This window comes from Streptomyces spinoverrucosus, assembly GCF_006539505.1.
Taxonomy (GTDB): domain Bacteria; phylum Actinomycetota; class Actinomycetes; order Streptomycetales; family Streptomycetaceae; genus Streptomyces; species Streptomyces spinoverrucosus.
Map to the genome: position 1 here is coordinate 73,134 of NZ_BJND01000044.1, position 21,695 is coordinate 94,828.

Annotated in this window: 21 protein-coding genes and 1 pseudogene; 11 read left to right on the plus strand and 11 right to left on the minus strand. The window is 70.1% G+C overall.

Annotated elements, in window-relative coordinates:
• Positions 1-39: 39 nt before the first annotated feature.
• Genes SSP24_RS27870 through SSP24_RS27880 form a run of 3 tightly spaced genes read left to right on the plus strand, consistent with a single transcriptional unit; the run spans position 40 to position 2,398 of the window.
• Positions 40-567, plus strand: a complete 528-nt coding sequence (locus SSP24_RS27870) for a multidrug transporter (protein WP_141312468.1) — start codon at positions 40-42, stop codon at positions 565-567.
• Positions 564-1,520 carry an ABC transporter ATP-binding protein gene (locus tag SSP24_RS27875; RefSeq protein ID WP_229865939.1) on the plus strand — a complete coding sequence of 319 codons (957 nt, stop codon included), beginning with the start codon at positions 564-566 and terminating at the stop codon, positions 1,518-1,520. The genes SSP24_RS27870 and SSP24_RS27875 overlap by 4 nt, the downstream gene beginning before the upstream one ends.
• Positions 1,517-2,398: an ABC transporter permease gene (locus SSP24_RS27880; protein ID WP_141312469.1), complete on the plus strand. Its 882-nt coding sequence runs from the start codon at positions 1,517-1,519 to the stop codon at positions 2,396-2,398. The genes SSP24_RS27875 and SSP24_RS27880 overlap by 4 nt, the downstream gene beginning before the upstream one ends.
• Positions 2,399-2,490: 92 nt before the next feature.
• Here the strand turns inward: SSP24_RS27880 and SSP24_RS27885 are convergent, their stop codons facing one another.
• Positions 2,491-3,480: an AfsR/SARP family transcriptional regulator gene (locus SSP24_RS27885; protein WP_229865937.1), complete on the minus strand. Its 990-nt coding sequence runs from the start codon at positions 3,478-3,480 to the stop codon at positions 2,491-2,493.
• A gap of 305 nt (positions 3,481-3,785) precedes the next feature.
• Between SSP24_RS27885 and SSP24_RS27890 the strand changes: the two genes are divergently transcribed.
• The gene (locus SSP24_RS27890; RefSeq protein WP_141312495.1) at positions 3,786-4,328 is read left to right on the plus strand and encodes a GNAT family N-acetyltransferase; all 543 of its coding nucleotides are present in this window, start codon (positions 3,786-3,788) and stop codon (positions 4,326-4,328) included.
• 413 nt (positions 4,329-4,741) lie between these two features.
• Here SSP24_RS27890 and SSP24_RS27895 read toward each other — a convergent pair whose 3' ends face one another.
• Complete coding sequence (locus SSP24_RS27895) at positions 4,742-5,176, minus strand: DUF3017 domain-containing protein (protein WP_141312496.1); 435 nt, start codon at positions 5,174-5,176, stop codon at positions 4,742-4,744.
• Positions 5,177-5,564: 388 nt separating this feature from the next.
• On the minus strand, positions 5,565-6,419 hold the full coding sequence (locus tag SSP24_RS27900) for a bifunctional methylenetetrahydrofolate dehydrogenase/methenyltetrahydrofolate cyclohydrolase (RefSeq protein WP_141312470.1): 855 nt from the start codon (positions 6,417-6,419) through the stop codon (positions 5,565-5,567).
• A 270-nt stretch (positions 6,420-6,689) separates the two neighbouring features.
• Here SSP24_RS27900 and SSP24_RS27905 point away from each other — a divergent pair, with 270 nt between their 5' ends.
• From SSP24_RS27905 to SSP24_RS27915, 3 genes and pseudogenes are all read left to right on the plus strand, one after another.
• Complete coding sequence (locus SSP24_RS27905) at positions 6,690-7,271, plus strand: hypothetical protein (protein ID WP_141312471.1); 582 nt, start codon at positions 6,690-6,692, stop codon at positions 7,269-7,271.
• Positions 7,272-7,500: 229 nt separating this feature from the next.
• Positions 7,501-8,241: a helix-turn-helix domain-containing protein gene (locus SSP24_RS27910; RefSeq protein WP_141312472.1), complete on the plus strand. Its 741-nt coding sequence runs from the start codon at positions 7,501-7,503 to the stop codon at positions 8,239-8,241.
• Positions 8,238-9,230, plus strand: a pseudogene (locus SSP24_RS27915) (serine/threonine-protein kinase); the annotation flags it as partial. The gene SSP24_RS27910 and the pseudogene SSP24_RS27915, both read left to right, overlap by 4 nt.
• A gap of 56 nt (positions 9,231-9,286) precedes the next feature.
• On the opposite strand, the gene SSP24_RS27920 reads toward SSP24_RS27915, so the two are convergent.
• The 3 genes from SSP24_RS27920 to SSP24_RS27930 form a co-directional block, all read right to left on the minus strand.
• Entirely contained in the window at positions 9,287-10,318 is a 1,032-nt protein-coding gene (locus tag SSP24_RS27920) for a helix-turn-helix domain-containing protein (protein WP_141312474.1), read from the minus strand.
• Between the two features lie 146 nt (positions 10,319-10,464).
• Positions 10,465-10,665 (minus strand): DUF397 domain-containing protein, encoded by a 201-nt coding sequence (locus SSP24_RS27925; protein ID WP_141312475.1) that lies wholly within the window; start codon positions 10,663-10,665, stop codon positions 10,465-10,467.
• Positions 10,646-11,497, minus strand: a complete 852-nt coding sequence (locus SSP24_RS27930; RefSeq protein WP_174864728.1) for a helix-turn-helix domain-containing protein — start codon at positions 11,495-11,497, stop codon at positions 10,646-10,648. The genes SSP24_RS27925 and SSP24_RS27930 overlap by 20 nt, the downstream gene beginning before the upstream one ends.
• 117 nt (positions 11,498-11,614) lie before the next feature.
• Here SSP24_RS27930 and SSP24_RS27935 point away from each other — a divergent pair, with 117 nt between their 5' ends.
• Positions 11,615-11,998 carry an ATP-binding protein gene (locus tag SSP24_RS27935; RefSeq protein ID WP_141312476.1) on the plus strand — a complete coding sequence of 128 codons (384 nt, stop codon included), beginning with the start codon at positions 11,615-11,617 and terminating at the stop codon, positions 11,996-11,998.
• Between the two features lie 89 nt (positions 11,999-12,087).
• Positions 12,088-12,669: a peptidoglycan-binding domain-containing protein gene (locus SSP24_RS27940; protein ID WP_141312477.1), complete on the plus strand. Its 582-nt coding sequence runs from the start codon at positions 12,088-12,090 to the stop codon at positions 12,667-12,669.
• Between the two features lie 76 nt (positions 12,670-12,745).
• Here the strand turns inward: SSP24_RS27940 and purH are convergent, their stop codons facing one another.
• Together purH and purN are read right to left on the minus strand one after the other, a co-directional pair.
• Complete coding sequence (gene purH, locus SSP24_RS27945; protein ID WP_141312478.1) at positions 12,746-14,311, minus strand: bifunctional phosphoribosylaminoimidazolecarboxamide formyltransferase/IMP cyclohydrolase; 1,566 nt, start codon at positions 14,309-14,311, stop codon at positions 12,746-12,748.
• Complete coding sequence (purN, locus tag SSP24_RS27950; protein WP_141312479.1) at positions 14,308-14,946, minus strand: phosphoribosylglycinamide formyltransferase; 639 nt, start codon at positions 14,944-14,946, stop codon at positions 14,308-14,310. Before purN ends, purH begins: the two co-directional genes overlap by 4 nt.
• A 318-nt stretch (positions 14,947-15,264) precedes the next feature.
• Here purN and SSP24_RS27955 point away from each other — a divergent pair, with 318 nt between their 5' ends.
• Positions 15,265-16,035: a hypothetical protein gene (locus SSP24_RS27955; protein ID WP_141312480.1), complete on the plus strand. Its 771-nt coding sequence runs from the start codon at positions 15,265-15,267 to the stop codon at positions 16,033-16,035.
• A 71-nt stretch (positions 16,036-16,106) separates the two neighbouring features.
• Here the strand turns inward: SSP24_RS27955 and SSP24_RS27960 are convergent, their stop codons facing one another.
• Complete coding sequence (locus SSP24_RS27960) at positions 16,107-17,999, minus strand: cell division protein PerM (protein ID WP_229865935.1); 1,893 nt, start codon at positions 17,997-17,999, stop codon at positions 16,107-16,109.
• Between the two features lie 96 nt (positions 18,000-18,095).
• On the opposite strand from SSP24_RS27960, the gene SSP24_RS27965 reads away from it, so the two are divergent.
• Complete coding sequence (locus SSP24_RS27965) at positions 18,096-19,226, plus strand: helix-turn-helix domain-containing protein (RefSeq protein ID WP_141312481.1); 1,131 nt, start codon at positions 18,096-18,098, stop codon at positions 19,224-19,226.
• Positions 19,227-19,330: 104 nt separating this feature from the next.
• Here SSP24_RS27965 and sucD read toward each other — a convergent pair whose 3' ends face one another.
• On the minus strand, positions 19,331-20,215 hold the full coding sequence (gene sucD / locus SSP24_RS27970; RefSeq protein ID WP_141312482.1) for a succinate--CoA ligase subunit alpha: 885 nt from the start codon (positions 20,213-20,215) through the stop codon (positions 19,331-19,333).
• A 28-nt stretch (positions 20,216-20,243) separates the two neighbouring features.
• Entirely contained in the window at positions 20,244-21,425 is a 1,182-nt protein-coding gene (sucC, locus tag SSP24_RS27975; RefSeq protein WP_141312483.1) for an ADP-forming succinate--CoA ligase subunit beta, read from the minus strand.
• Between the last annotated feature and the right edge of the window lie 270 nt (positions 21,426-21,695).

Here is a 21,695-nt window from a genome sequence, read left to right on the forward strand (position 1 = left end):
GCCTGTGTTCCGACCGTGTCCGTACACCATCCTCAGGACATGACATCCGTGAAACACCGCCCACGAGCCGCGCTCGCCGTTCGCCTGCGCACCCTGGCCGTGCTGGAACTGGGGAATGTCATCTGGATCGGCTGGGTTGTCTTCGCCGCCTTTGACGCCCCCACGAGCGCGGCCAACGTCAGCGGATACGCCCTGACGGCCGTCCTGCTGCTCACCGGCTCGGGATACTGGTCGGTCAAGCTTCGCCAGCTGCGCGCGGGGCTGCCACGGCCGCCGCTGATCGGACTGTTCCGCTGGCCGCGATTCTTGTGCGCGGCGGGCCTGGCAGCCGGCGCCGTCGTGATGGGCGCGTCCCTCGCGCGCCGGCCCGAGGCAGGCGAGGTGGCGCCGGGCTTGCTCCTGTACGTGCTGGCCCTGGCCGAGTACGTCAACTACTTCCACTGGCAGCTGATGCACGACACCGCCGCGGACTGGCACAGGCTGCTGCGCACCCGGCGCTTGCGCCGCTCACACCTGCACGACGACCTGCGTGCCTACAGGGAGCAGATAAGGAAACAGTGCCCATGACGACAATGCCGAACGACTCGGAACCGCGATCCGCCGGGTCCGCCACCGTCGAGGTGCGCGGCCTCACCAAACGCTACGGCGACCTGGTCGCCGTCGACCGGCTGTCGTTCTCCGTCCTGCCGGGGCGGGTCACGGGATTTCTCGGGCCGAACGGCGCAGGCAAGACGACGACGCTGCGCATGCTGCTGGGCCTGACAGCGCCTACGTCCGGTACGGCCACCATCCACGGAAGCCGATACGCGGACTTGGACGAGCCGCTGAAGGCGGTGGGCGCGATGCTCGACGAATCCGGTGCGCACCGGGCTCGCACCGGCCGGGACCACCTTCGTGTGCAGTGCGCGGCCGCCGGGCTGCCCGTAGGCCGGGCCGACGAGGTCCTCGAACTCGTAGGACTGACGCAGGCCGCACGACGGCGGTACGCGGAGTACTCCCTCGGGATGAGGCAGCGGCTCAACCTGGCCCAGTCGATGCTCGGCGACCCTTCGGTTCTCATCCTCGATGAGCCCGCAAACGGCCTCGACCCCGAAGGGATCGCCTGGATACGCGGCTTGTTGCGTGACCTGGCCACCGAGGGGCGCACGGTGCTCGTCTCCAGTCACCTCATCGCCGAGGTCGAGCAGATCGCCGACGATCTCGTGATTATCAGCCAGGGAGGGCTGGTCGCCCAGGGACCGGCCCGCGATGTCATCGAAGGGCTGGACAGTGCGCCCCGCGTGCGGGTCCGCGTGTCCCGTGTGGCCGAGCTCGAGGCAGCCCTGGTATCGGGCGGGGCATCGGTCACCCTCGCCTCGTCCGACGACGGCGACGTTCTGCTGGTCGCCGGGCTCGACGCGACGGCGGTGGCCTCGCTCGCCGCATCCCACGGTGGCGGCCTGTACGAGCTGACCGAGGAGCGACCTGACCTGGAGCAGACATTCCTCCACCTCACGCAAGGGAAGGCGGCGATCCGGTGACCGGCCTGGTGAACAGCGAGCTGCTGAAACTGCGGACCGTACGCACCTGGTGGACAGCCCTCGGGGGCATGGCCGTGGCGGCGCTGCTGATGGCGCTGTGGAACAGCTGGCAGGCCAGCACGTTTCTGCAGCCCTTCGACGACTATTTGGCGGGAGCGATCCTGACTCCTCGTGAGGAGATGTCGGCCGAGCAGGTGGAATCCATGCGCCGGCTCTGGGAGACGAACGGCGACGTGGGCCACGTCGCCAGCACCGTGTACACCTCCGGGCAGGCGCTCGGCCTGTTGCTGGCAGGCGTGGTGGCCGTGCTGCTGGTGACGAACGAGTACCACTACCGCACCCTGACCGCTACGTTCCTGGTCACCCCGCGGCGCGGCCGGGTCATCGCGGCCAAACTCATCGCCGCGGTCATCGCTTCCCTCGGGCTGTGGCTGGTGTCGACTGTGGTCGGCCTCGCCGTTGGCTCCGCTTTCCTGGCCTCGCGTGACGTCGGCGTGCAGCTCACTGACCCCGGTGTGCTCTCCGCGATCCTGCTGAACGGGGTCGCGTATGTCGTATGGGGCGTGTTCGGCTTCGGGCTCGGCGTACTCGTCCGCAGCCAGACCGTCGCGACGGTTACGGCGACGGCTCTGTACTTCCTCACCTCGGTGGTCGTCGCCTTCGCCTTCCAGGTCATCCATGAGCTGGTCATCGAGCAGGACTGGGTGCTGCAAGCCCAGGTGGCCATCCCCGGTGTCGCTTCCCAGATCATGACGACCTCCGGCGAACTCTTCCCGGGCGCGCCCCCGCAGTGGTCCGGAGCGCTCGTTCTGGTCGCGTACGGGTTGATCGCCGGCCTCGCGGGGGCGGCGATCCTGCACCGGAGAGACGTGGCCTGACGCGGCCTGTGCCCGCCTGTCGGAGTCGTTTCCCCATGGCCGGGCGGTCCCCGGGACAGGACCTCCGGGACCACCCGGCTGTCTAGGGGTGCTTACGGCGACGAGTGCTGCCCGCCGGGTTGCGGGTTGCTGCCGTCGTAGGTGCCCAAAGCCTGCGCGGTGACCAGACGCAGAGCCTCATCCCGGTCCCAGGTGAGCGCGGCGGACCGCATCGCCTCGATACTCGGCGGCAGATCCAGACCCAGATCCTCGGCGAGGAGCACCTGGCAGCGCTTGATCACCTCCAGGGCGCTGACGGCATCGCCGTTGATGCAATGCACTGCGGCGAGCAGCTCCCACAGGCGCTGCCGGTACGGCGCCTCGGCGATGGCGCTTTCGATCCGGTACGAGAGCAACTCGATGCGATCGGCGAGGATGCAGGCGGTGAAGAGGCCCTGGTACGCATCGACTCGCACGTTGTTGAGACCGGCGACATGGGCGCAGAACCACCGGGTTGCGGGCAGGTCCTGCCCGAACGGGCCGTGCCACATGGCGATGGCTTCTTCGAACGAGTCGATTGCTTCACAGAGTTCACCGTGCAGCAGCTGGGTTCGGCCGCGACGCGCTGCCGCGGTGAACTTCGGCAGGTCGACATCGTCGGGACCAGCCCGAAGTCCGTACCCGCACTGGGTACCCCTGATGGTCCTCAGCATGCCGCTGAGCCCTGGTTCAGCCCGGTCGAGGTCGCGGCGCAGCCCGGCGAGATGGGTGCGGATATTCGCGGTGGCCGAGCGGGGCGGCTCGTCCCACAGCAGCTCGGCGAGTTCCGCTACGCCCAATGTCCGGCCATCCGTGAGCAGAAGGGCGGTGAGGATCGCGCGTCGGACTGGTGAGGCTATCTCGTCACCGCCGCATATTTGAAGCGGGCCGAGAATCCTGAAGCGCATACTCTGATAGGTATCCGCAGGAAGGTACTGGACGGACGAAACGGTATACGGTATCCGGGTCAACAAGCTCGGCCCATTGATGCAGAGAAGATCAAACCGCCGAGCTGAGGTCTGTACCAACAAATGTTCGTCACGGTTCTCCTCCTGCGTGGTCAAGGCAGGGGGGAGCACGCATAGCGCGGCTGTCCGTTTCTTAACTCCCCCGTGTAACACTGGTTTTACACTTCCATGGTGGTTATGTGGTGTCAAACAAACGTGCCTCAAGGGCATAACTTCTGCGTTTTTGGAATCCTTGGCTCCGGATTCAAGATGGCTGCATCAACAAGATCAAAGAATGACGCAGGTTCGCGACCTGGTCCGCAATTGCCTCGCGCTGAGCCGCCCTGCGATCTAGCCTCGCGGCCATGACGTCACACGATGCGCCTGCAGGCTCCCGGATCGCTCCCGCTAGTGCCGGGCTGGTGATCCGGCAAGAGACCGCTGACGATCACCGAGATGTGCGCGAGGTTCATACGCGCGCCTTCGGTGACAGCGATCGGGTTCCCGGGCTCGTGGAGGCACTTCGCGTTGCGGAGGCTGCATTGGCGCCGATGTCCTTCGTCGCTGTCGTTGATGACCGGGTCGTCGGGCATGTCCTGCTGAGTGCGACGCGGTTGGACGCTCCGCGCCGGATCGTGGACGTCCTGTCGCTGTCACCGCTGGGCGTGGTCCCGGAGTTCCAGCGTCAGGGCATCGGTACGCAGCTCATCGCCCACGCCCTCGAGGCGGCCGACAGCCAGGGTGTGCCGTTGGTGTTCCTGGAGGGTTCGCCGCGCTACTACGGCATGCGCGGCTTCGAGGGTGCCAGCGCGGTGGGCTTCCGTTCGCCGTCGCTGCGTATCCCTGAAGCCGCGTTTCAGGTCGCCCGGTTGTCCGCTTGCGAGCCGTGGATGACGGGCACCTTCGTCTACTCAGAGGCATTTTGGACCTTTGACTGCGTCGGCCTGCGCGACCCCGAGGACTGAAGGGCTACCCAACTCGACCTGATCTGCCGGACTGTCACAGTGGCGATGTCCAGATCGTCGTCGGTTGCGCGCGATCAGCGAGGCGTCGGGCCGCAACGTGAACAGGGCCAAGGGGCCGTCCGCTGTGGGTCGGCGCCCACCGGCCAGGCAGGATGCACGACCAGACCGCGCTCCGCCTCTACGGACGAGATCACCAGCGTGCGCGCCGACATCAGTCGTCCGAACGTATCTGCGTCAAGCATGCCATCGCCGAGATCAAACCCTGGAGATTCCTCAAGCGCTACCACGGCGAGCGGGAGCACCTGGCGCGGAGCCGTCATCCGGCTCCGCGCCTCAAGCCAACCCAAAGATCTTGTCGTCGGTCGCCGGCTCCCCCATGCCGGTATCTTCCGACCTGATCCGCCGGACAGTCCCTAACTGTTGACGGTGAAGTGCAGGGTGTCCTTCAGGAACGGGATCTCCAGCCAGGGGTTCGGCTGGGCCATCATCGCCAGCAGAACGATCGCCAGGCCGAGGACGCCGTAGGTGGCGATGTCCGTGAAGCGGGAGCGCACGGCGAGCATGCCGACGCCGGGCAGCAGCCAGCGCAGTACGGCACCGCCGACCAGCGCCGCGCCGACCAGCATCGTGCCGATCCGGAACGCGTCGAACGCCGTCAGCAGCAGGCCGAGCCCGACCAGCGCCAGCACGGCAAGCATCGGCCACTGCCGCGCAGGCGCGGGCGCGTCCCCGGACGCCGCCCGCCCGCCACCCTCGGGCCGCGCGGTGTCCTTCGTGAACAACGGGAAGCGCCGGGTGCTCCGCCGGGGCGTCCCATCCTCGTCCACGACACTGATCGCATCCCGCACGACAAGCCCGGCGTCATCGAGAGCACCCTTCGCAGACGCGCCGTGCGCGGGGAGTGCGGAGCCGTTCGGGGATACGCCGTCCGGCGCAGGCCGGGAGCCGCTCAGGGACTCCCCGTCCGCCGCGCGCGCCCTGCCGTTCGGCGATACGCCGTCGCCTGCGCGCGCCCCGCCGCTCGGGGACACGCCCCCCGACGCGGGAACAGAGCCGTTCTGGGACTCGCCGTCCGACCCGGGCGTCCGGCCGTTCGGCGAGGCACCGTCCGCCGTATGCGCCCCGCCGCTCGGCGATACGCCGTTCTTGGCGGCATCGCCGTTCCGCGCGGCGGCATCGCCGTTCCGCGCGGCGGCATCCCCGTTCCGCGCCGCAGCGTCCCTCTCCTCAGCCGACTCAGCCGACACTGCGCTCCGCCGCCTCGACCACGTTGACGAGCAGCTGGGCTCGGGTCATGGGGCCCACGCCGCCGGGGTTCGGGGAGATCCAGCCGGCGACCTTCGCGACGTCCGGGTGGACGTCGCCCACGATCTTGCCCTCGGCGCTGCGCGAGACGCCGACGTCGAGGACGGCCGCGCCCGGCTTGACGTCCTCGGGCCGGACGAGGTGGGCGGACCCGGCGGCCGCGACGATGATGTCGGCGCGCCTCAGGTGCGCGGACAGGTCACGGGTGCCGGTGTGGCACTGGGTCACCGTCGCGTTCTCGCTGCGGCGCGTGAGCAGCAGCGGCATCGGGCGGCCGATGGTCACGCCACGGCCGACGACCACGACCTCCGCGCCCTTGATCTCCACGCCGTAGCGGCGCAGCAGCGTCAGCACGCCGTTGGGGGTGCAGGGCAGTGGCGCGGGCTCGTTCAGGACCAGGCGGCCCAGGTTCATCGGGTGCAGCCCGTCCGCGTCCTTGTCCGGGTCCATCAGCTCGAGGATGCGGTTCTCGTCGATGCCCTTGGGCAGCGGCAGCTGCACGATGTAACCGGTGCACGCCGGGTCCTCGTTGAGTTCCCGTACGACCGCCTCGATCTCCTCCTGCGACGCCGTACCCGGCAGTTCGCGCTGAATCGACGCGATGCCGACCTGCGCGCAGTCGCGGTGCTTGCCGGCGACGTACTTCTGGCTGCCGGGGTCGTCCCCGACCAGGATCGTGCCGAGGCCGGGCGTGACGCCCTTCTCCTTCAGCGCCGCCACGCGGGCGGTCAGATCGGACTTGATCGCGGCTGCGGTGGCCTTGCCATCGAGAATCTGGGCGGTCATGGCCCCATCCTCCCGGATGACCGCCTCCCGGTTCCAATCCGGGTCGCCGGGGCCCGTCCCGGCGTATGTCCTCCTCATCCCCTCATGATCGGTGATGTTGCACTTGCACAACACCTGCGGAATGCGGCTGGACAAGCAACCCATGGCTGAAGAACGATTGACGGCACAGTGCCGCGGGCTGTACCGGGGGGACGAACCGCATCTGTAGCAACCTTCCTCCGAATCGCGCCGCGTCGTCCCCGCACACCAGCAAAACGGAGGAACACCGCCATGAGCTTCGGCGACCCGAACAACCCCTACGGCGCCCCGCAGGGCCAGCAGCCGGGCCAGCAGCCGGGATACGGCTACCCCCAGCAGCAGCCCCAGGCCCCCGGCTACGGCTACCCCGCGGCGCCGCCGGTCGGCGGGTACGCCGGCGCCCCTGCGCCGACGTCCATGCCGGGCTCCGTGAGCACGGCCCGCGTGCTGCTGTGGGTCATCGTCGGCCTGCAGTTCCTCGGTGTGATCCTGTTCGCGGCCAGCGCCGTGAGCGTCGAGGCCGCGAAGAGCGACGAGACGCTCCAGGAGGACGCCGCCTTCCAGCAGCTCGCCGACTACTCCTCCGGCATGCTGTGGGGCATGACGGTGTTCGCCCTGGCGTGGGGCGTGTTCGCGACGGTGCTGGCGCTGAAGTTCAAGTCCGGCGGCAACGGCGTCCGCATCACGATCCTCGTCTTCGGCATCATCACCGCGATCCTCGGCATCTACCCGTTCATCCTGGTGGGCCTCGTCCACACCGTGCTCGCCATCCTGGTGGCCGTGTTCGTCGGCAACGCCAACGGCTCCGCCTGGTTCAAGCGCCCGCGCTACTGAGCACCGACAGATCGGTTCGCGCCACATCACACCCGAGGGCCGTGTCTCACCCGCGCAAGGGGAGACACGGCCCTCTTGCGTCGCCCTACCGTGAAGCCGTAGCCGCCGGGCCGCGCGGACACGCCGTGCCTACGGCAAGCTTCGTGGACGCCCGGGTTCCCCCCTTACCCTCCCCCTCGTGGGACTGGGGGAGGGTGGCCCTCATGGAATCGGGCGAGGGGACGAGTCCATGTACAGCGTCATCGTCGTGCCTCCGGCATGCACACGGCCGGGCGGCCAGATCAGAATCGCGACAGGTGAGCAGCTCACGTTCGGACGGGACGGGAGCCATGGTGGTCTCACCATCGGGCACGAGGGGGTGCCCCGGGTCGCCGGGGAGATCACCGCCCAGCAGGACTTCTGGCTGCTGAGCAACCGCAGCGAGAACCAGACCTACGTGGTGGAGAACCCGGAGGGCGCGGGCGAGCACATCAAGGTCGCGCCGGGGCGCGTGGACGCGCCCGTGCCGTTCGAGTTCGCGCGGGTCGTCCTGCCCGCCGCGGGCGATCTGCTCACCTTCGACGTCTGGGCGCCGCGCCACACCTTCCGCAGCGCGGCCCGGCACGGGCTCCCGGGAGCCCTGACCGCACCGGCGTTCACTCTCGACCGCACCAAGCGGTACTTCGCGGTGCTGGCCGCCCTGTGCGAGCCCCGGCTGCGCGGCGAACCGCACGCCCCGCTGCCGGCGGTCGAGGAACTGGTGGAGCGACTGCGCCCGGTCTGGCCCGCGGTCAGCCGCTCCACGGTCTACTGGAACATCGACTACCTCGCCCTCAAGCTACGGCTGCGCCCCGGCCCCGACACGGCGGAACCGGGCCGGCGCGTCAACGGCAAGAAGGAGTCGCTGGTCTCACTGGCGCTGCGCTTCGACCTGGTCCGCGAGGACGACCTCGTCGTGCTCACCCCGGTCGTGAGCGGGGTGGGCCGATGACCGGGCAGCCGTACGCCGTCACTGTCCCGAGGGGTTACCGGGTCGGCCCCTGGGTGGTCCGCGAACCCATCGGGTCCGGGGCGTTCTGCACCGTCTACGCGGGCCGACCCGCCGGGAACGGATCGCGGGACCTGCCGCGTGAGGCCGCGCTGAAGTTCCTGCCCACCGGCACCCGCACCCCACGCCGGCTCCGTCACTTGCGCGAACTGGCCGAGCGGGAGGTGGAATTACTGGGCCGACTGCGTTCACCGCGGCTGATCCGGATGTACGACGCCCTCACCGTCGACGACCCGGACGACCCGGAGCTGGACGGCGCCACCGTCCTGGTCCTGGAACTGGCCGAGGGCTCCCTGGACGCCGTACCCGCTCCGGTGCCGGACCCCGGCGCCGTGCTCGCGCAGATATGCGAAGGGCTGGCGCAGCTGCACCGGGCGGGCTGGGTGCACGGTGACCTCAAGCCCGCCAACGTGCTGCTGATGAAGGACGGTTCGGTACGGCTGGCCGACTTCAACACGGCCGCCGAGCTGGAGGGCACGCACGCCTACGCCCCCGCCTTCGCGACGCCGGACTACACGCCGCCGGAACTGCTGTGGCCGGAGATCGACGAGCGGGGCACGCGGATCCGCCCGTCCGCGGACGTGTGGGCCTTCGGTGTCCTCGCCCACGTGGTCCTGACCGGCGCCTTCCCGCTGCCGGGCGCTACGACGGGGGCCCGCGCCGACGCGGTGACGCGGTATGCGCGGGGCACTGCGGAGCTGCGGCTCTCGCCCGAACTCCCCGACGTCTGGCGGGAGATCGTCCGCGACTGCCTGGCCCCTACGCACGCCGACCGCGTCGGCACGGAGGCACTGCTGCGCCGGGTCGAGCATGTGGCAGGCCTCGCCCGCTCTCCTCGCCCACCGAGGCTGCGCCGCCCTCGCCTCCGGCACCGCCACCCCTTCCTGGCGGGGGCTCTGGCGACCGCCCTCCTGGCCGTGACCGGACTCGGGATCGCGGCGGCCGTCGCCCACCAGCAGGCGACGAGCGACACCGAACTGGCAAGCTCCTACCGGCCGTCGCTGTGGGGAGTTCTGGTGTCCCTCAGGTGATCCGGGCCTGCGGCGGCCCGGAGCACGGACGCCCCCGCAGGAGTGAGGGTGTGCAGGACGTTCGCGCCGTGCCGCCGGCTGGTGATGAGTCCCGCGTCCCGCAAGGCCGTCGCGTGCCGACTGGCCGAGGACGCGGACACACCGGCGGCACGCGCGATCTCCCCGGTCGTGGCGCCGTGGGCGATTGCGCACAGGGCGGCGGCGCGGGCCCGCCCGATGAGGGCCGTCAGGGGCGCGCCGGGATCGTCCGACAGTGGCGGTACGGCCGGCTCGTGGGCGAGCGGATACACGAGTACGGGCGGCAGGCCAGGGTCGGCGAAGGTGATCGGCCTCTGCAGCAGGAAGTACGACGGCACCAGCAGCATGCCGCGACCATCCAGGTACAGGTCCCGGTCCACGGAGGGGTGGTAGGCGGCATGGAGGACGGGCCGTTCCCAGCGCATCGACGGCCCGAGGCTCGCCAGCATCCTTTCGACGCCGCCGTCCATGAGGTCACGGCACCGGGCGGCCCGTTCGGCTTCGATACGGGCGTGGACCTGGTCCTCGTAGGGGGCGACGGCAACATCGTGGTACGCGCGCAGGAGCTGCACGAACTCCTCGCGGACCGCCCGCTCGGCCAGCCGTACGGCCCACGAGGGTGCACCGACGACCCGGTCGAGCCGGGCGACCTCGCTGCGTACCCGGCTCGGCGGCGCGGCGAGGACGGCCTCCAGTCCGGCGTCCAGCCCTTCGCTGCCCTGGAACGGCGTCAGGAAGTCGGGAAAGTAGGCGGCTCTGGGGTACAGCGGCAACAGCACGCGGCGCAGGGCGTGCTCCAGCCCCTTCTCCCGTAACCGCCGACGGGTGGTGCGATGCCATTCCGCGTGGGCCCAGCGGCCGTGCCGGGTCTGAAAGCGGTGCAGGCTGATGGCGATGTCCCAGAGCGGGTCGGACGCGCCGCACAACCGGGTCCTGGCCAGGTCGGCGTCGCTGAAGTGGACGCGGAGCATGTCGTTCTCCCCCGGTGAACTCAGCTTTTGCGTTCAGCTTCAACAGCATGGCCGGACGCGGTCCGGCCGGGCAACACTTGCTCCCGTCGGGCGTGGCCGTTCTCCGCCCCTACCACCAACGTGGCCGGGGCCCACCCGGAGAACGGCTACGCCTTCAACGCGGTGACGAAGGCTGCCCAGGCGGGGGTTGGGAAGAGGAGGGCGGGGCCTTCGGGGTTCTTGGAGTCGCGGACGGGGATGATGCCGGGGAGGTTGTCGGCGACTTCGACGCAGTCGGCGCCGGACCCATCGCTGTAGCTGCTCTTGTGCCAGATGGCGGAGTTGAGGTCAAGCCTGCTGGGCTTCATGTCTGTAGGTCCTCGCTGCTTCCTCGATCAGGGCAAGGGACGCCTCGGGTGGGAGCGCGACGGCCCTGAGCAGATCGTACGACCCCCGATACTCGTTCACGAGGGTCGGGAAGTCGATGATCCGCCCGTCGAAGTTGGTATCCGTCCACACCAGCGGCGGGGCCTCAGCAAAGGTCATGATCTTGGCCATGCCATGCATGAGGGGATGCCAAGGGGTCGTTTCCGGAACGATCTGGAGAATGCTCTGCGTGGACCGGATCAGGTCGACGACGTGCTTGAGTTGGTCGGCCATCACCGCCGGTGGAACAGGGGTGCGTCGGATGACCGACTCCCGCAGGATCCCCCAGTAGTTAGGCCGGTCCTCGCGTTTCCACAGCTCCGCACGCGCCATTCGGGCGCGGATACGCTCCTCGGCAGTCTCCGGTGGCGTCAACGGCCTCTCATACCGAACGAGACCCCGCATGTAGTCAGCGGTCTGGAGCAAGCCAGGGATGACATTGGGCCCCCACTCCTCCAGCGTCTTCGCCTGCTTCTCCAGATCTGGTACGTCCTGGAAGCCCAGCGGGTGCCCCACCCGCCGCGCCTTGGCCGCGTCTTCACACCGCCGCTGGAAAAACCCGTCCGTCCCGAGCCGCTCGTCGACATGCCTGGCGAGATCCATCGGCATCCTGCGCTCGCCCCGCTCGATCTGACTGAGGAACGAGATCCCCCGAAAGCTCCCCTCGGCCAACTGCTCCAGAGTCAGCCCCGCTTGCTCCCTCTTGAAGCGCAACTCTGCGCCGTAGAAGCAGGGAACACTCACCGACGCGTCAGGGTCCTTCTTCGCGGGCACAACCCACCACCGCCGTTTCTTACTTGCCGTGCGCAGCCGAAACCCCTTTCACGGTACGCCACTTGACGCCACGCTGTGAGTGATTCGTCACAGAACGCACACGGAGGCGTACCCCCAATGCACTCCCACGAGCCCGAACCGCTCGTCCTCGACCTGCTCGCGTTTCCCAAGGCCGTCCCCGAGGCCCGTCGGGCGGTGCGCGAACACCTCCGTACGCCCTGCCCCGACGTTCAGCTGTGCGTCGGCGAGTTGCTGGCCAACGTGATCAACCATGTCGGCGAGGGCACCCCGGTGACCCTCCGTCTGTTCCGGGCACAGGACGGCCGTACGCGTCTGGAGGTCACCGACTCCGACCCGCACGCCTGGCTCGTCGCACGCCGGCCGGACGGGGACGACGAGACCGGCCGCGGCCTCCTGCTGCTCGACGCGCTCGCCCGGCGCTGGGGGGTGTGGCTGACACCGGCCGGCAAGACCGTGTGGTGCGAACTCGTGGAACCCTAGAACTATCGAGGTACCCCCGGTCTCCCGCCACCCGCAGCATGGTCACGGCGAAACGCCAAGCAGCACCGACCAACGGGGAAGGGACACCAATGAACCTCCGCACGACACGCACCCGCCTGGGCGCCGCCGCCGTCGCCGTACTCGCCGTCGGCGCACTGGCCGTGGGGGCCTCGCCCGCCGCGGCCTCGGCGTCCAGCGGTAACATCAGCGGTGCCGCCACCTACACGGACGACTTCGGCGACGAGGGGCTGCTGTCCAGGTCGTCCTACAGCAACTCGACCGCCACGTGCCTTTGGCAGCAGATCCTGTGGGCCGAGGGCGCCAACGAGTCGGACGGCACGGACTTCGACTTCTCGGACATCGACGGGATGTTCGGGCCCAACACCGAGCACGCCACCAAGCGGCTTCAGGTGACCTGGGGCCTGGCCGACTCGTTCAACGACGCCGACGGCAAGGTGGGTCCCAACACGTTCGGCTACGCCGACAGCAAGCTGCGGTACGTCTCGGGCAGCACGGCCTCGGGCGAGTACCTCCGGGTCAGGTACGACGGTGCGGTCCGCGATCTCGACTTCCTCCGGACCACCAACGGCACGTACATCATCTACACGTCCGGTTCCCAGTCCGGCGGCGGCGCGGTGTTCGCGTCGTACCGCGCCAACTACTGCGACTGAACGTCCGGCTCGACCGACTGCCGGTGTCCGGGGCGAGGGGCTGCCCCGGACACCGGCAGTCCGGTGCGTGCGGGGATCAGTGGAAGAAGTGCCGCGTCCCCGTGAAGTACATTGTCACGCCCGCCTTGCGCGCCGCCTCCACGACCTGCTCGTCACGGACCGAACCGCCGGGCTGGACCACGGCCTTGACGCCCGCCTCGGTGAGGATCTCCAGCCCGTCGGGGAAGGGGAAGAAGGCGTCGGAGGCCGCGTAGGAGCCCTGCGCCCGCTCGGCGCCGGCCCGCTCCACCGCCAGCTTCGCGGAGTCGACCCGGTTGACCTGCCCCATGCCGACGCCCACCGAGGCGCCGTCCTTGGCGAGCAGGATCGCGTTGGACTTCACGGCCCGGCACGCCCTCCAGGCGAACGCCAGTTCCTTCAGCTCCTCGGGGCTCAGCGCCTCGCCGGTCGCCAGCGTCCAGTTGGCGGGGTCGTCGCCCTCGGCCTGGAAGGCGTCGGTGATCTGGGCGAGGCCGCCGCCGTCGATCGGCTTGAACTCCGCCGGGCTCTCCGGTGCCTGCGGGCAGCGCAGCACGCGGATGTTCTTCTTCTTGGCGAGGGCCTCCAGCGCGCCCTCCTCGTAGTCGGGCGCGACGATGACCTCGGTGAAGATCTCCGCGACCTGCTCGGCCATCTCCTTGCTGACCGGCCGGTTGACGGCGATGACACCGCCGAACGCCGACAGCGGGTCACAGGCGTGCGCCTTGCGGTGCGCCTCGGCGACATCCGCGCCGATCGCGATACCGCACGGGTTGGCGTGCTTGATGATCGCGACGCACGGCTCGTCGTGGTCGTACGCGGCACGGCGGGCGGCGTCCGTGTCCGTGTAGTTGTTGTACGACATCTCCTTGCCGTGCAGCTGCTCGGCCTCGGCCAGACCGCCACAGCCGCCCGTGTAGAGGGCGGCGGGCTGGTGCGGGTTCTCGCCGTAGCGCAGCACCTGCTTGCGCTCGTACATCACCCCGATGAACTCCGGGAACTCCACACCGTCACCGGCGTACTCGCTCGCGAACCAGCCCGCGACCGCCACGTCGTACTCGGCCGTGTGCCGGAACGCCTCGGCGGCCAGCCGCTTGCGGGTGGCGAGGTCGAAGCCGCCGTCGCGCACGGCGGCGAGGACGTCGGCGTATCGCTCCGGGCTGGTGACCACGGCGACCGAGGGGTGGTTCTTGGCGGCGGCGCGGACCATCGACGGGCCGCCGATGTCGATCTGCTCCACGCACTCGTCGGGCGAGGCGCCGGAGGCGACGGTCTCCTCGAAGGGGTAGAGGTTGACGACGACGAGGTCGAACGGCGCCACGCCCAGCTCGTCGAGCTGCTGCCGGTGGCTGTCGAGCCGCAGGTCGGCGAGGATGCCCGCGTGCACCTTGGGGTGCAGGGTCTTCACCCGGCCGTCCAGGCACTCGGGGAAGCCGGTGAGCTCCTCGACCTTGGTGACGGGGACGCCGGCGGCGGCGATGCGGGCGGCGGTGGAGCCGGTGGAGACGAGTTCCACGCCCGCCTCGTGCAGGCCACGGGCGAGCTCCTCCAGCCCGGTCTTGTCGTAGACGCTGACGAGCGCGCGACGGATGGCCCGCTTGTTGCTCTCGGCGGTGGCGGTCACTGGATAACTACCTTTCGTCCCTCAATGCGATAGCCGTTGCGGGCGAGCCGCCCCACGACATCGACGAGCAGCCTTCGCTCGACTTCCTTGATGCGCTCGTGCAGCGCGCTCTCGTCGTCCTCGTCCCGGACCTCCACCACGCCCTGCGCGATGATCGGCCCGGTGTCGACGCCGTCGTCGACGAAGTGGACGGTGCAGCCGGTGACCCTGGCGCCGTACGCGAGCGCGTCGCGGACGCCGTGGGCGCCGGGAAAACTGGGGAGGAGGGCGGGGTGGGTGTTGATGAACCGCCCGCCGTAACGGGCCAGGAACTCCTTGCCCACGATCTTCATGAACCCGGCGGAGACGACGAGGTCGGGCTCGTACGCGGCGACGGCGTCGGCGAGGGCGGCGTCCCACGCCTCGCGGCTCTCGTAGTCCTTCACCTTCCGTACGAAGGTGGGCAGCCCGGCACGCTCGGCCCGCGCGAGCCCCTCGATACCGTCCCGGTCGGCGCCGACGGCCACGATCTCGGCACCGTACGCCTCGACGCCCTCGGTCGCGATGGCGTCGAGCAGCGCCTGCAGATTGGTGCCGGATCCGGAGACCAGCACGACGAGGCGCTTGGCGCGCTTGGCCACGGGCTTGGCGGCCACGGTGGGGCCCTTTCTCGGGAGAGCATTTTGTAGGGTCGGCGTTTTGTAGGGTCCTACGAATGCTTCACGCCCCCGGATACGGGGAAGCCTACGAAGCAGCCGACCGTCAGCAACGATACCGGCACACCAGGCGGCCCCCACGGGACGGGGGCGTGGCCGGGAGGTAGCGTCTGGGAGGAGCCGGTTCGGGAACGCGGTCCGGGCACCGTGCGTTCACCAGTAACCAGCGAGATGCACGAGCATGGGCGAGCAAGATCCGACCCGGATCCACGCAAGCCAGATCCACAGCCACATCCATAAGGGGAAGACGCTCTCTTGATGCCGGACCGCAGTCTGCGACTCCTCACGTTCCCCCCGCAGTCGGTACAGGGGAGGGAGCGCAGCGGCGTGCTGCTGCGGGAGCGCCCCGCCTCACCGGCCGACGCACCGTCGGGCGACGCCAACGGTGACAGGAAGGACGACAACCCCTTCGCTCCCCCGCCGGAGGGCACGCCGGACCGGCCGTGGCAGCCGCGGCGGCCTTCGGGCGACAGCGGCGACTCGTCGGACGGCTCTCAGGGAGACGGCGGGCGTCCGACGTGGGGCAGTCAGTGGAGCGACCGGCAGCCCGGCCGCTCTTCCGGCGGCGGCTTCGGCGACCGGCCCGGCGGCAGCCCCGAGCGACCGGGCGGTCCGGCGCCGGGCATGCGCTGGGACCCCACGGACCCGGCACAGCGCCGGGCACGCTATGCGCTGCTGGCGGGCATGTGGGCCTTCTTCTTCGCGCTGTTCAGCTGGACGTACGTGGCACTGCTGTTGGGTGCGCTGGCGCTGTACTGGGGCATCAGCGCCCTGCGCACCAAGCCGCGCACCCCGTCACCGGACACACCGGCCGGCACGACACCGGCCCGCCCGCAGACCACGGCAGCGGTGAGCGGCCTGGTCACGGCATCGCTGGCAATCGCCCTGGTCGGCGCGTCATTCGCGGCGCAGCTCGTATACCGCGACTACTACACGTGCACCAACGACGCCCTCACAAACGAGGCCCGCCAGGACTGCAACAAGCTGCTTCCGGAACAGCTGCGGGATGTACTGGGGGCCAACGCTTAGGGGTCGGGGGCGACGCCTGGATTGAGGGCCAGCGCCTAGGACTAGGGGGCCAGTGCCTCGCGCTCAGGGGCTCAGGGCTTCGGCGGATCCTCCGACTTCGTCGGCTGCAGCCGCTCGGTGGGCTCCGTCGGCTCCATCCGCTCCGTCCGCTCCGGCGGCTCCATCCGCTCCGTCGGCTCCGTCAGCTGTGTCGATTCCGTCAGCTCCATCCGCTCCGGCGACTCCGTCCGCCCTGACGGGACCGTCCGCTGCGGCGGGTCCGGCGGCGCCATCTCCTCCGCTTTCGCGGAGACTTCCCGCAGCGCCGCCCAGCGGGCCTCGCGGGCGGCGTCGTCGTAGGGCCAGGGGGGTGGGGGGCTGAGCGGGAGGGGTTCGTAGGGCTCGTAGTTGTCGTACGCGTCCTGGGTGTCGTACGCGTCGTCGGTGCCGTACGTGTCCTCCGTGAGGTCGGGGAGGTCCAGGTCGGACGTCGGGTCGGGTGATGCGGGGTTCTGCTCCGCGTCGGGTTCGGTGTCGGCGTCCGTTTTCGCGTCCGGCGCCTTGGTAGCCGGCGGAGCCACCTCCCCCACCTTCGCCACCTGCTTCCCCGTAACCGACTTTTCCCCCGCCTTCGCCACCTGCTTGCCCGTAACCGACTTGTTCGCCTCGCCCTCCCCCACCGCCCCCCGGCATCCCCACCACCGCACTGCCAAAGCCACCGGCACCCCCACCACCGCCACCCACGCCACCGTCGCCACCGCCACCTGCCACCACACCGGCCCGAAACGGGCCAGCGCGTCCACCCCCAGCGGCCCGCCCGCCAACCCCGCCAGCAACGCGAGCCACGCCCCGCACAGCACCGCCGCCACCCCGGTGTATCCCGCAGTCCGGCCCAGCGACCAGGGCTCACCTCCACCCCCAGCCCTGGCAGCCGCCCGAGCCGTGAACCACCCCACCGTCACCCCGGCCACCACGGGCACCACGCCCGCCGCCCAGTTCAGCGGCGTACCGGCCCCCGCCCCCGGAACCGCAGCCAGCAGCGGAAACGGCGGCAGGAGAGGGGTGGGGTCGGAGTACAGCGGGCCTGTCACATGCCCGGCGCTCAGTGCGAAACCGGGGCCGAGGGCGTACGCCGCGCCCCACACCGCCGCGTTCGGCACCAGCGCCAGGCACAGCAACAGCACCGCGAACCGACCCGACCACCCCTCGGTCAGCTGCGCGAACGCCACCCGAGCGGCCGGGCCGTGCCACACCAGCGACGCCGCCACCAGCAGGGCTCCGCCCCCGACCAGCACCGCCGCCCCGGCCGTCGCCGCCCGCGCCGAGACGCCGAGCCGCTCCCGGGTCTGCGTACCGAGGAAGGCCCGCCCCAACGGCCCCAGCCGGTGCAGCACACTGTCCACCGGCCGACGAGGCCACCCGTACGCCGTCCACACCCCGGCCCCGGCCGCCACCACGGCGACGAGCGGCAGGCACACCGCCGTCCACTCCCAGTCCGGCCGCAGCATGCCCCGCGCCGTGTACGCCGCGACCACACCACCCACCGCGAGATAGCCGAGCACCACCCCGGCCCACGCCGTACGCCCGGCCACCAGGGGCGCCGGACCGTCCCCCTCGTACGCCCCGTCCACCGCGTCCCGCGCCGCCCGGTGCAGCAGCCACACGGGCAGCAGGAGCAGCAGCATGGGCGTCAGTCCCACGGGCGCGGGGGCGCCGGAGAGGGTGTCGGTGCGGACGAGTTCCGCGCCGTGCGCCAGCAGCCACAGCGCCGCGGCCACGTGCAGCGCGCCACCCGGCCCGCTGTCGGGATACGGCGAGCTGATCCACAGCATCATCACCAGCACGGCGAACGAGCCCAGCCCCAGCCCGGCCGCCACCACGCCGCCCAGGAGGCTGGCGGCCAGTCCGGGCGACCGGCGGCGCGTCCGGGTGTGCTGGGGAGACAACGACGGTCGGCGGTCGGTCATCAGGATCACGACGGCCATGCTCCCAACGACACGCGCTTTCCCGGCGTAACAGGCGAACCACCGAAGTGTCGCTCAATATGTGCTTATGTGCTTTTTCGTTCAAAGGGGTGACCTGTGACAGAGAGCCCTGTAACTCCGCTTCCCCCGCCCGAGGAGCGGCGACGTCTGCGCGAGGCCGGTTCCCTGACGCGGGCTCAGGTCGCGTCCCGGGTGGGCGTCTCCAAGGCGACGGTGCGGGCGTGGGAGTCCGGTCGCACGACGCCCGACGGCCGGAAGGCGGAGGCGTACGCGACACTGCTGGCCTCCCTCGCGACCGAGGCCGCCGCCACCGCCGTACGAACCGAAGAGCAGCCCCCACCCAGCCCTGAGCCGTCCCCCGAGCCGTCACCCGTACCGTCATCCGAATCGTCGTCCGAATCGTCGTCCGGGCCCGAGTCGGCTCTCGAACCCCTGACGCCCGCTCAGGCCTTCGACGCGCTCTACGCGTTCTGCGCCCCCGCCCTCGTCCGGCAGGCATACGTGCTCACCGGGCGGCGTGAGCTGGCGCGCGAGTCGGTCGAGCGGGCCTTCCAACTCGCCTGGCAGCGCTGGCCCGAGGTGGCCATGGACCCGGACCCGGCGGGCTGGGTGCGGGTGGCGGCGTACGAGTACGCGCTCTCCCCCTGGCACCGTTTCCGCCCCCGCTACCGCCACCCGGAGCCCCCACCGACCGACCAGCGCGACCGCGCGCTGCTGAGCGCCCTCCTGAAACTCCCCCCGCCCTACCGCCGTACCCTCCTCCTCTACGACGGTGTGGGCCTCGACCTGCCGGAGACCGCGGCGGAGACGGAGGCGAGCACCCCGGCGACGGCGAACCGTCTGATGCACGCGCGCCAGGCCGTCGCATCCTGCCTGCCCGACCTCGCCGACCCCGGGGAGCTGCAACGGCAGCTCACCGACCTGGCGTCCACCGAGCGACTGCGCGCGGCCAGACCCATCGCGGTCCGCAAGGGCGGCGAACGCCGGGCCCAGTTCTGGACCCGGGCCGCGATCGCGTTCACGGTCACCCTGATCGGCGCGACGGCACTGACCCTGCGGACGGCTCCGACGCAGTACGAGCCGCCGGTGCCCCCCGGCGAGACCGTGCGGGGCGTGCCTCCGCGGGCGGCGCCGGGCCCGCTGTCGCACGCGCAGCTGGAGCTGCGGGAGAAGCTGCGGAAGGCGATGGCGAGTGGGGGGGAGCGGTTGGTGCCGGAGGCGAGGTGAGCGCGCGGAAGGGCCCGCTCCCGTGGCCGAGTGGCCGGGGAAGGCGGGCCCTTCTGTCTGTTATGCGCTGTATCAGCTGTGGGCTGTATCAGCTGTGCGCTGCGTCAGCCGGCGAGGATCTCGCGGGCCAGCTTCGCGGTCTCGGTCGGGGTCTTGCCGACCTTGACGCCCGCGGCCTCCAGGGCCTCCTTCTTCGCCTGGGCGGTGCCCGACGAACCGGAGACGATGGCGCCCGCGTGGCCCATGGTCTTGCCCTCGGGGGCGGTGAAGCCCGCGACGTAGCCGACGACCGGCTTGGTCACGTTCTCCTTGATGAAGGCCGCGGCCCGCTCCTCGGCGTCGCCACCGATCTCGCCGATCATCACGATCAGGTCGGTGTCGGGGTCGGCCTGGAAGGCGGCGAGGGCGTCGATGTGCGTCGTACCGATGATCGGGTCGCCACCGATGCCGACGGCCGTCGAGAAGCCGATGTCACGCAGCTCGTACATCATCTGGTACGTCAGCGTGCCGGACTTCGAGACCAGGCCGATACGGCCCGGCTTGGTGATGTCGCCCGGGATGATGCCGACGTTCGACTGGCCCGGGGTGATGATGCCGGGGCAGTTCGGGCCGATGATGCGGGTCTTGTTGCCCTTCTTGCCGGCGTACGCCCAGAAGGACGCCGAGTCGTGCACGGCGATGCCCTCGGTGATGACGACGGCCAGCGGGATCTCGGCGTCGATGGCCTCGACGACCGCGTCCTTGGTGAACTTCTCCGGCACGAAGATGACGGAGACGTTGGCGCCGGTCTTCTCGATGGCCTCCTTGACGGTGCCGAAGACGGGTACCTCGGTGCCGTCGAAGTCCACGGACTGACCCGCCTTGCGCGGGTTCACGCCGCCCACGACGTGCGTGCCGTCGCCGAGCATGAGCTTGGTGTGCTTCATGCCGGTGGCGCCGGTCATGCCCTGGACGATGACCTTGCTGTCCTTGTTGAGCCAGATAGCCATGGTGTGTGGATGTCCTCGTCCTAGGTGCTTACTTGGCGGCTGCGGCGAGCTCGGCGGCCTTGTCGGCCGCACCGTCCATGGTGTCGACGCGCTGGACCAGCGGGTGGTTGGCGTCGGTGAGGATCTGCCGGCCGAGCTCGGCGTTGTTGCCGTCGAGACGGACGACCAGCGGCTTGGTGACGTTCTCGCCGCGGTCCTCCAGCAGCTTCAGGGCCTGGACGATGCCGTTGGCGACCTCGTCGCAGGCGGTGATGCCGCCGAAGACGTTGACGAACACGGACTTCACGTCCGGGTCGCCGAGGATGATCTCCAGGCCGTTCGCCATCACCTGGGCGGAGGCGCCGCCGCCGATGTCCAGGAAGTTGGCGGGCTTGACGTTGCCGTGCTTCTCACCGGCGTACGCGACGACGTCCAGGGTGCTCATCACGAGACCCGCGCCGTTGCCGATGATGCCGACCTCGCCGTCGAGCTTGACGTAGTTGAGGTTCTTCTCCTTGGCGGCCGCCTCGAGCGGGTTGGCGGCGGCCTTGTCGTGGAGTTCCTCGTACTCGGGGTGACGGAACTCGGCGTTGTCGTCCAGCGACACCTTGCCGTCGAGGGCGAGAACGTCACCGGAGGCGACCTTCGCGAGCGGGTTCACCTCGACGAGGAGGGCGTCCGACTTGATGAAGGTGTCCCACAGCTTGACGAGGACGTTCACGACCTTGTCGGCGACCTCGGCCGGGAACTTGGCGGCCTCGACGATCTCGCGGGCCTTGGCCTCGTCCACACCGTCGATGGGGTCGATCGCGATCTTGGCGACGGCCTCCGGACGGGTGGCCGCCACCTCCTCGATCTCCACGCCGCCCTCGACGGAGGCGATGGAGAGGAAGGTGCGGTTGGCGCGGTCGAGGAGGAAGGAGACGTAGTACTCCTCGAGGATCTCCGGGGCCGTCTCGGCGATCATGACCTTGTGGACCGTGTGGCCCTTGATGTCCATGCCGAGGATGTCCGTCGCGCGGGCAACGGCCTCGTCCGGGGTGGCGGCCAGCTTCACGCCACCGGCCTTGCCGCGGCCACCGACCTTCACCTGCGCCTTGACGACGGACTTGCCGCCCAGACGCTCGGTGATCTCGCGCGCCGCCTCAGGCGTGTCGATGACTTCACCGGCCAGCACCGGTACATCGTGCTTGGCGAAGAGGTCCCTCGCCTGGTACTCGAACAGGTCCACGCGCTTCCGTCCCTATCAGTGATCTCGCGGTTCGTTGGATGCGTGGGCGTGCCGCGAAGGGCAACGTGACGACCGCATGTGTCACAAGGGAAGCGCACACGGTGTCCGAGCGCGCGGCATGTCCGTCTCGCAGGTTATCTCTGCTTGCGGGGGGCCTCTAAATCGCGGGTCACATGTGAGCGGTGATACCTGTCACATGGTGCCGGGCTCACTGGCACGGGGTGCCGTGGGTGAGGGGGCGGTGGTGATGGGTGGGGGACGGGGTGGGGG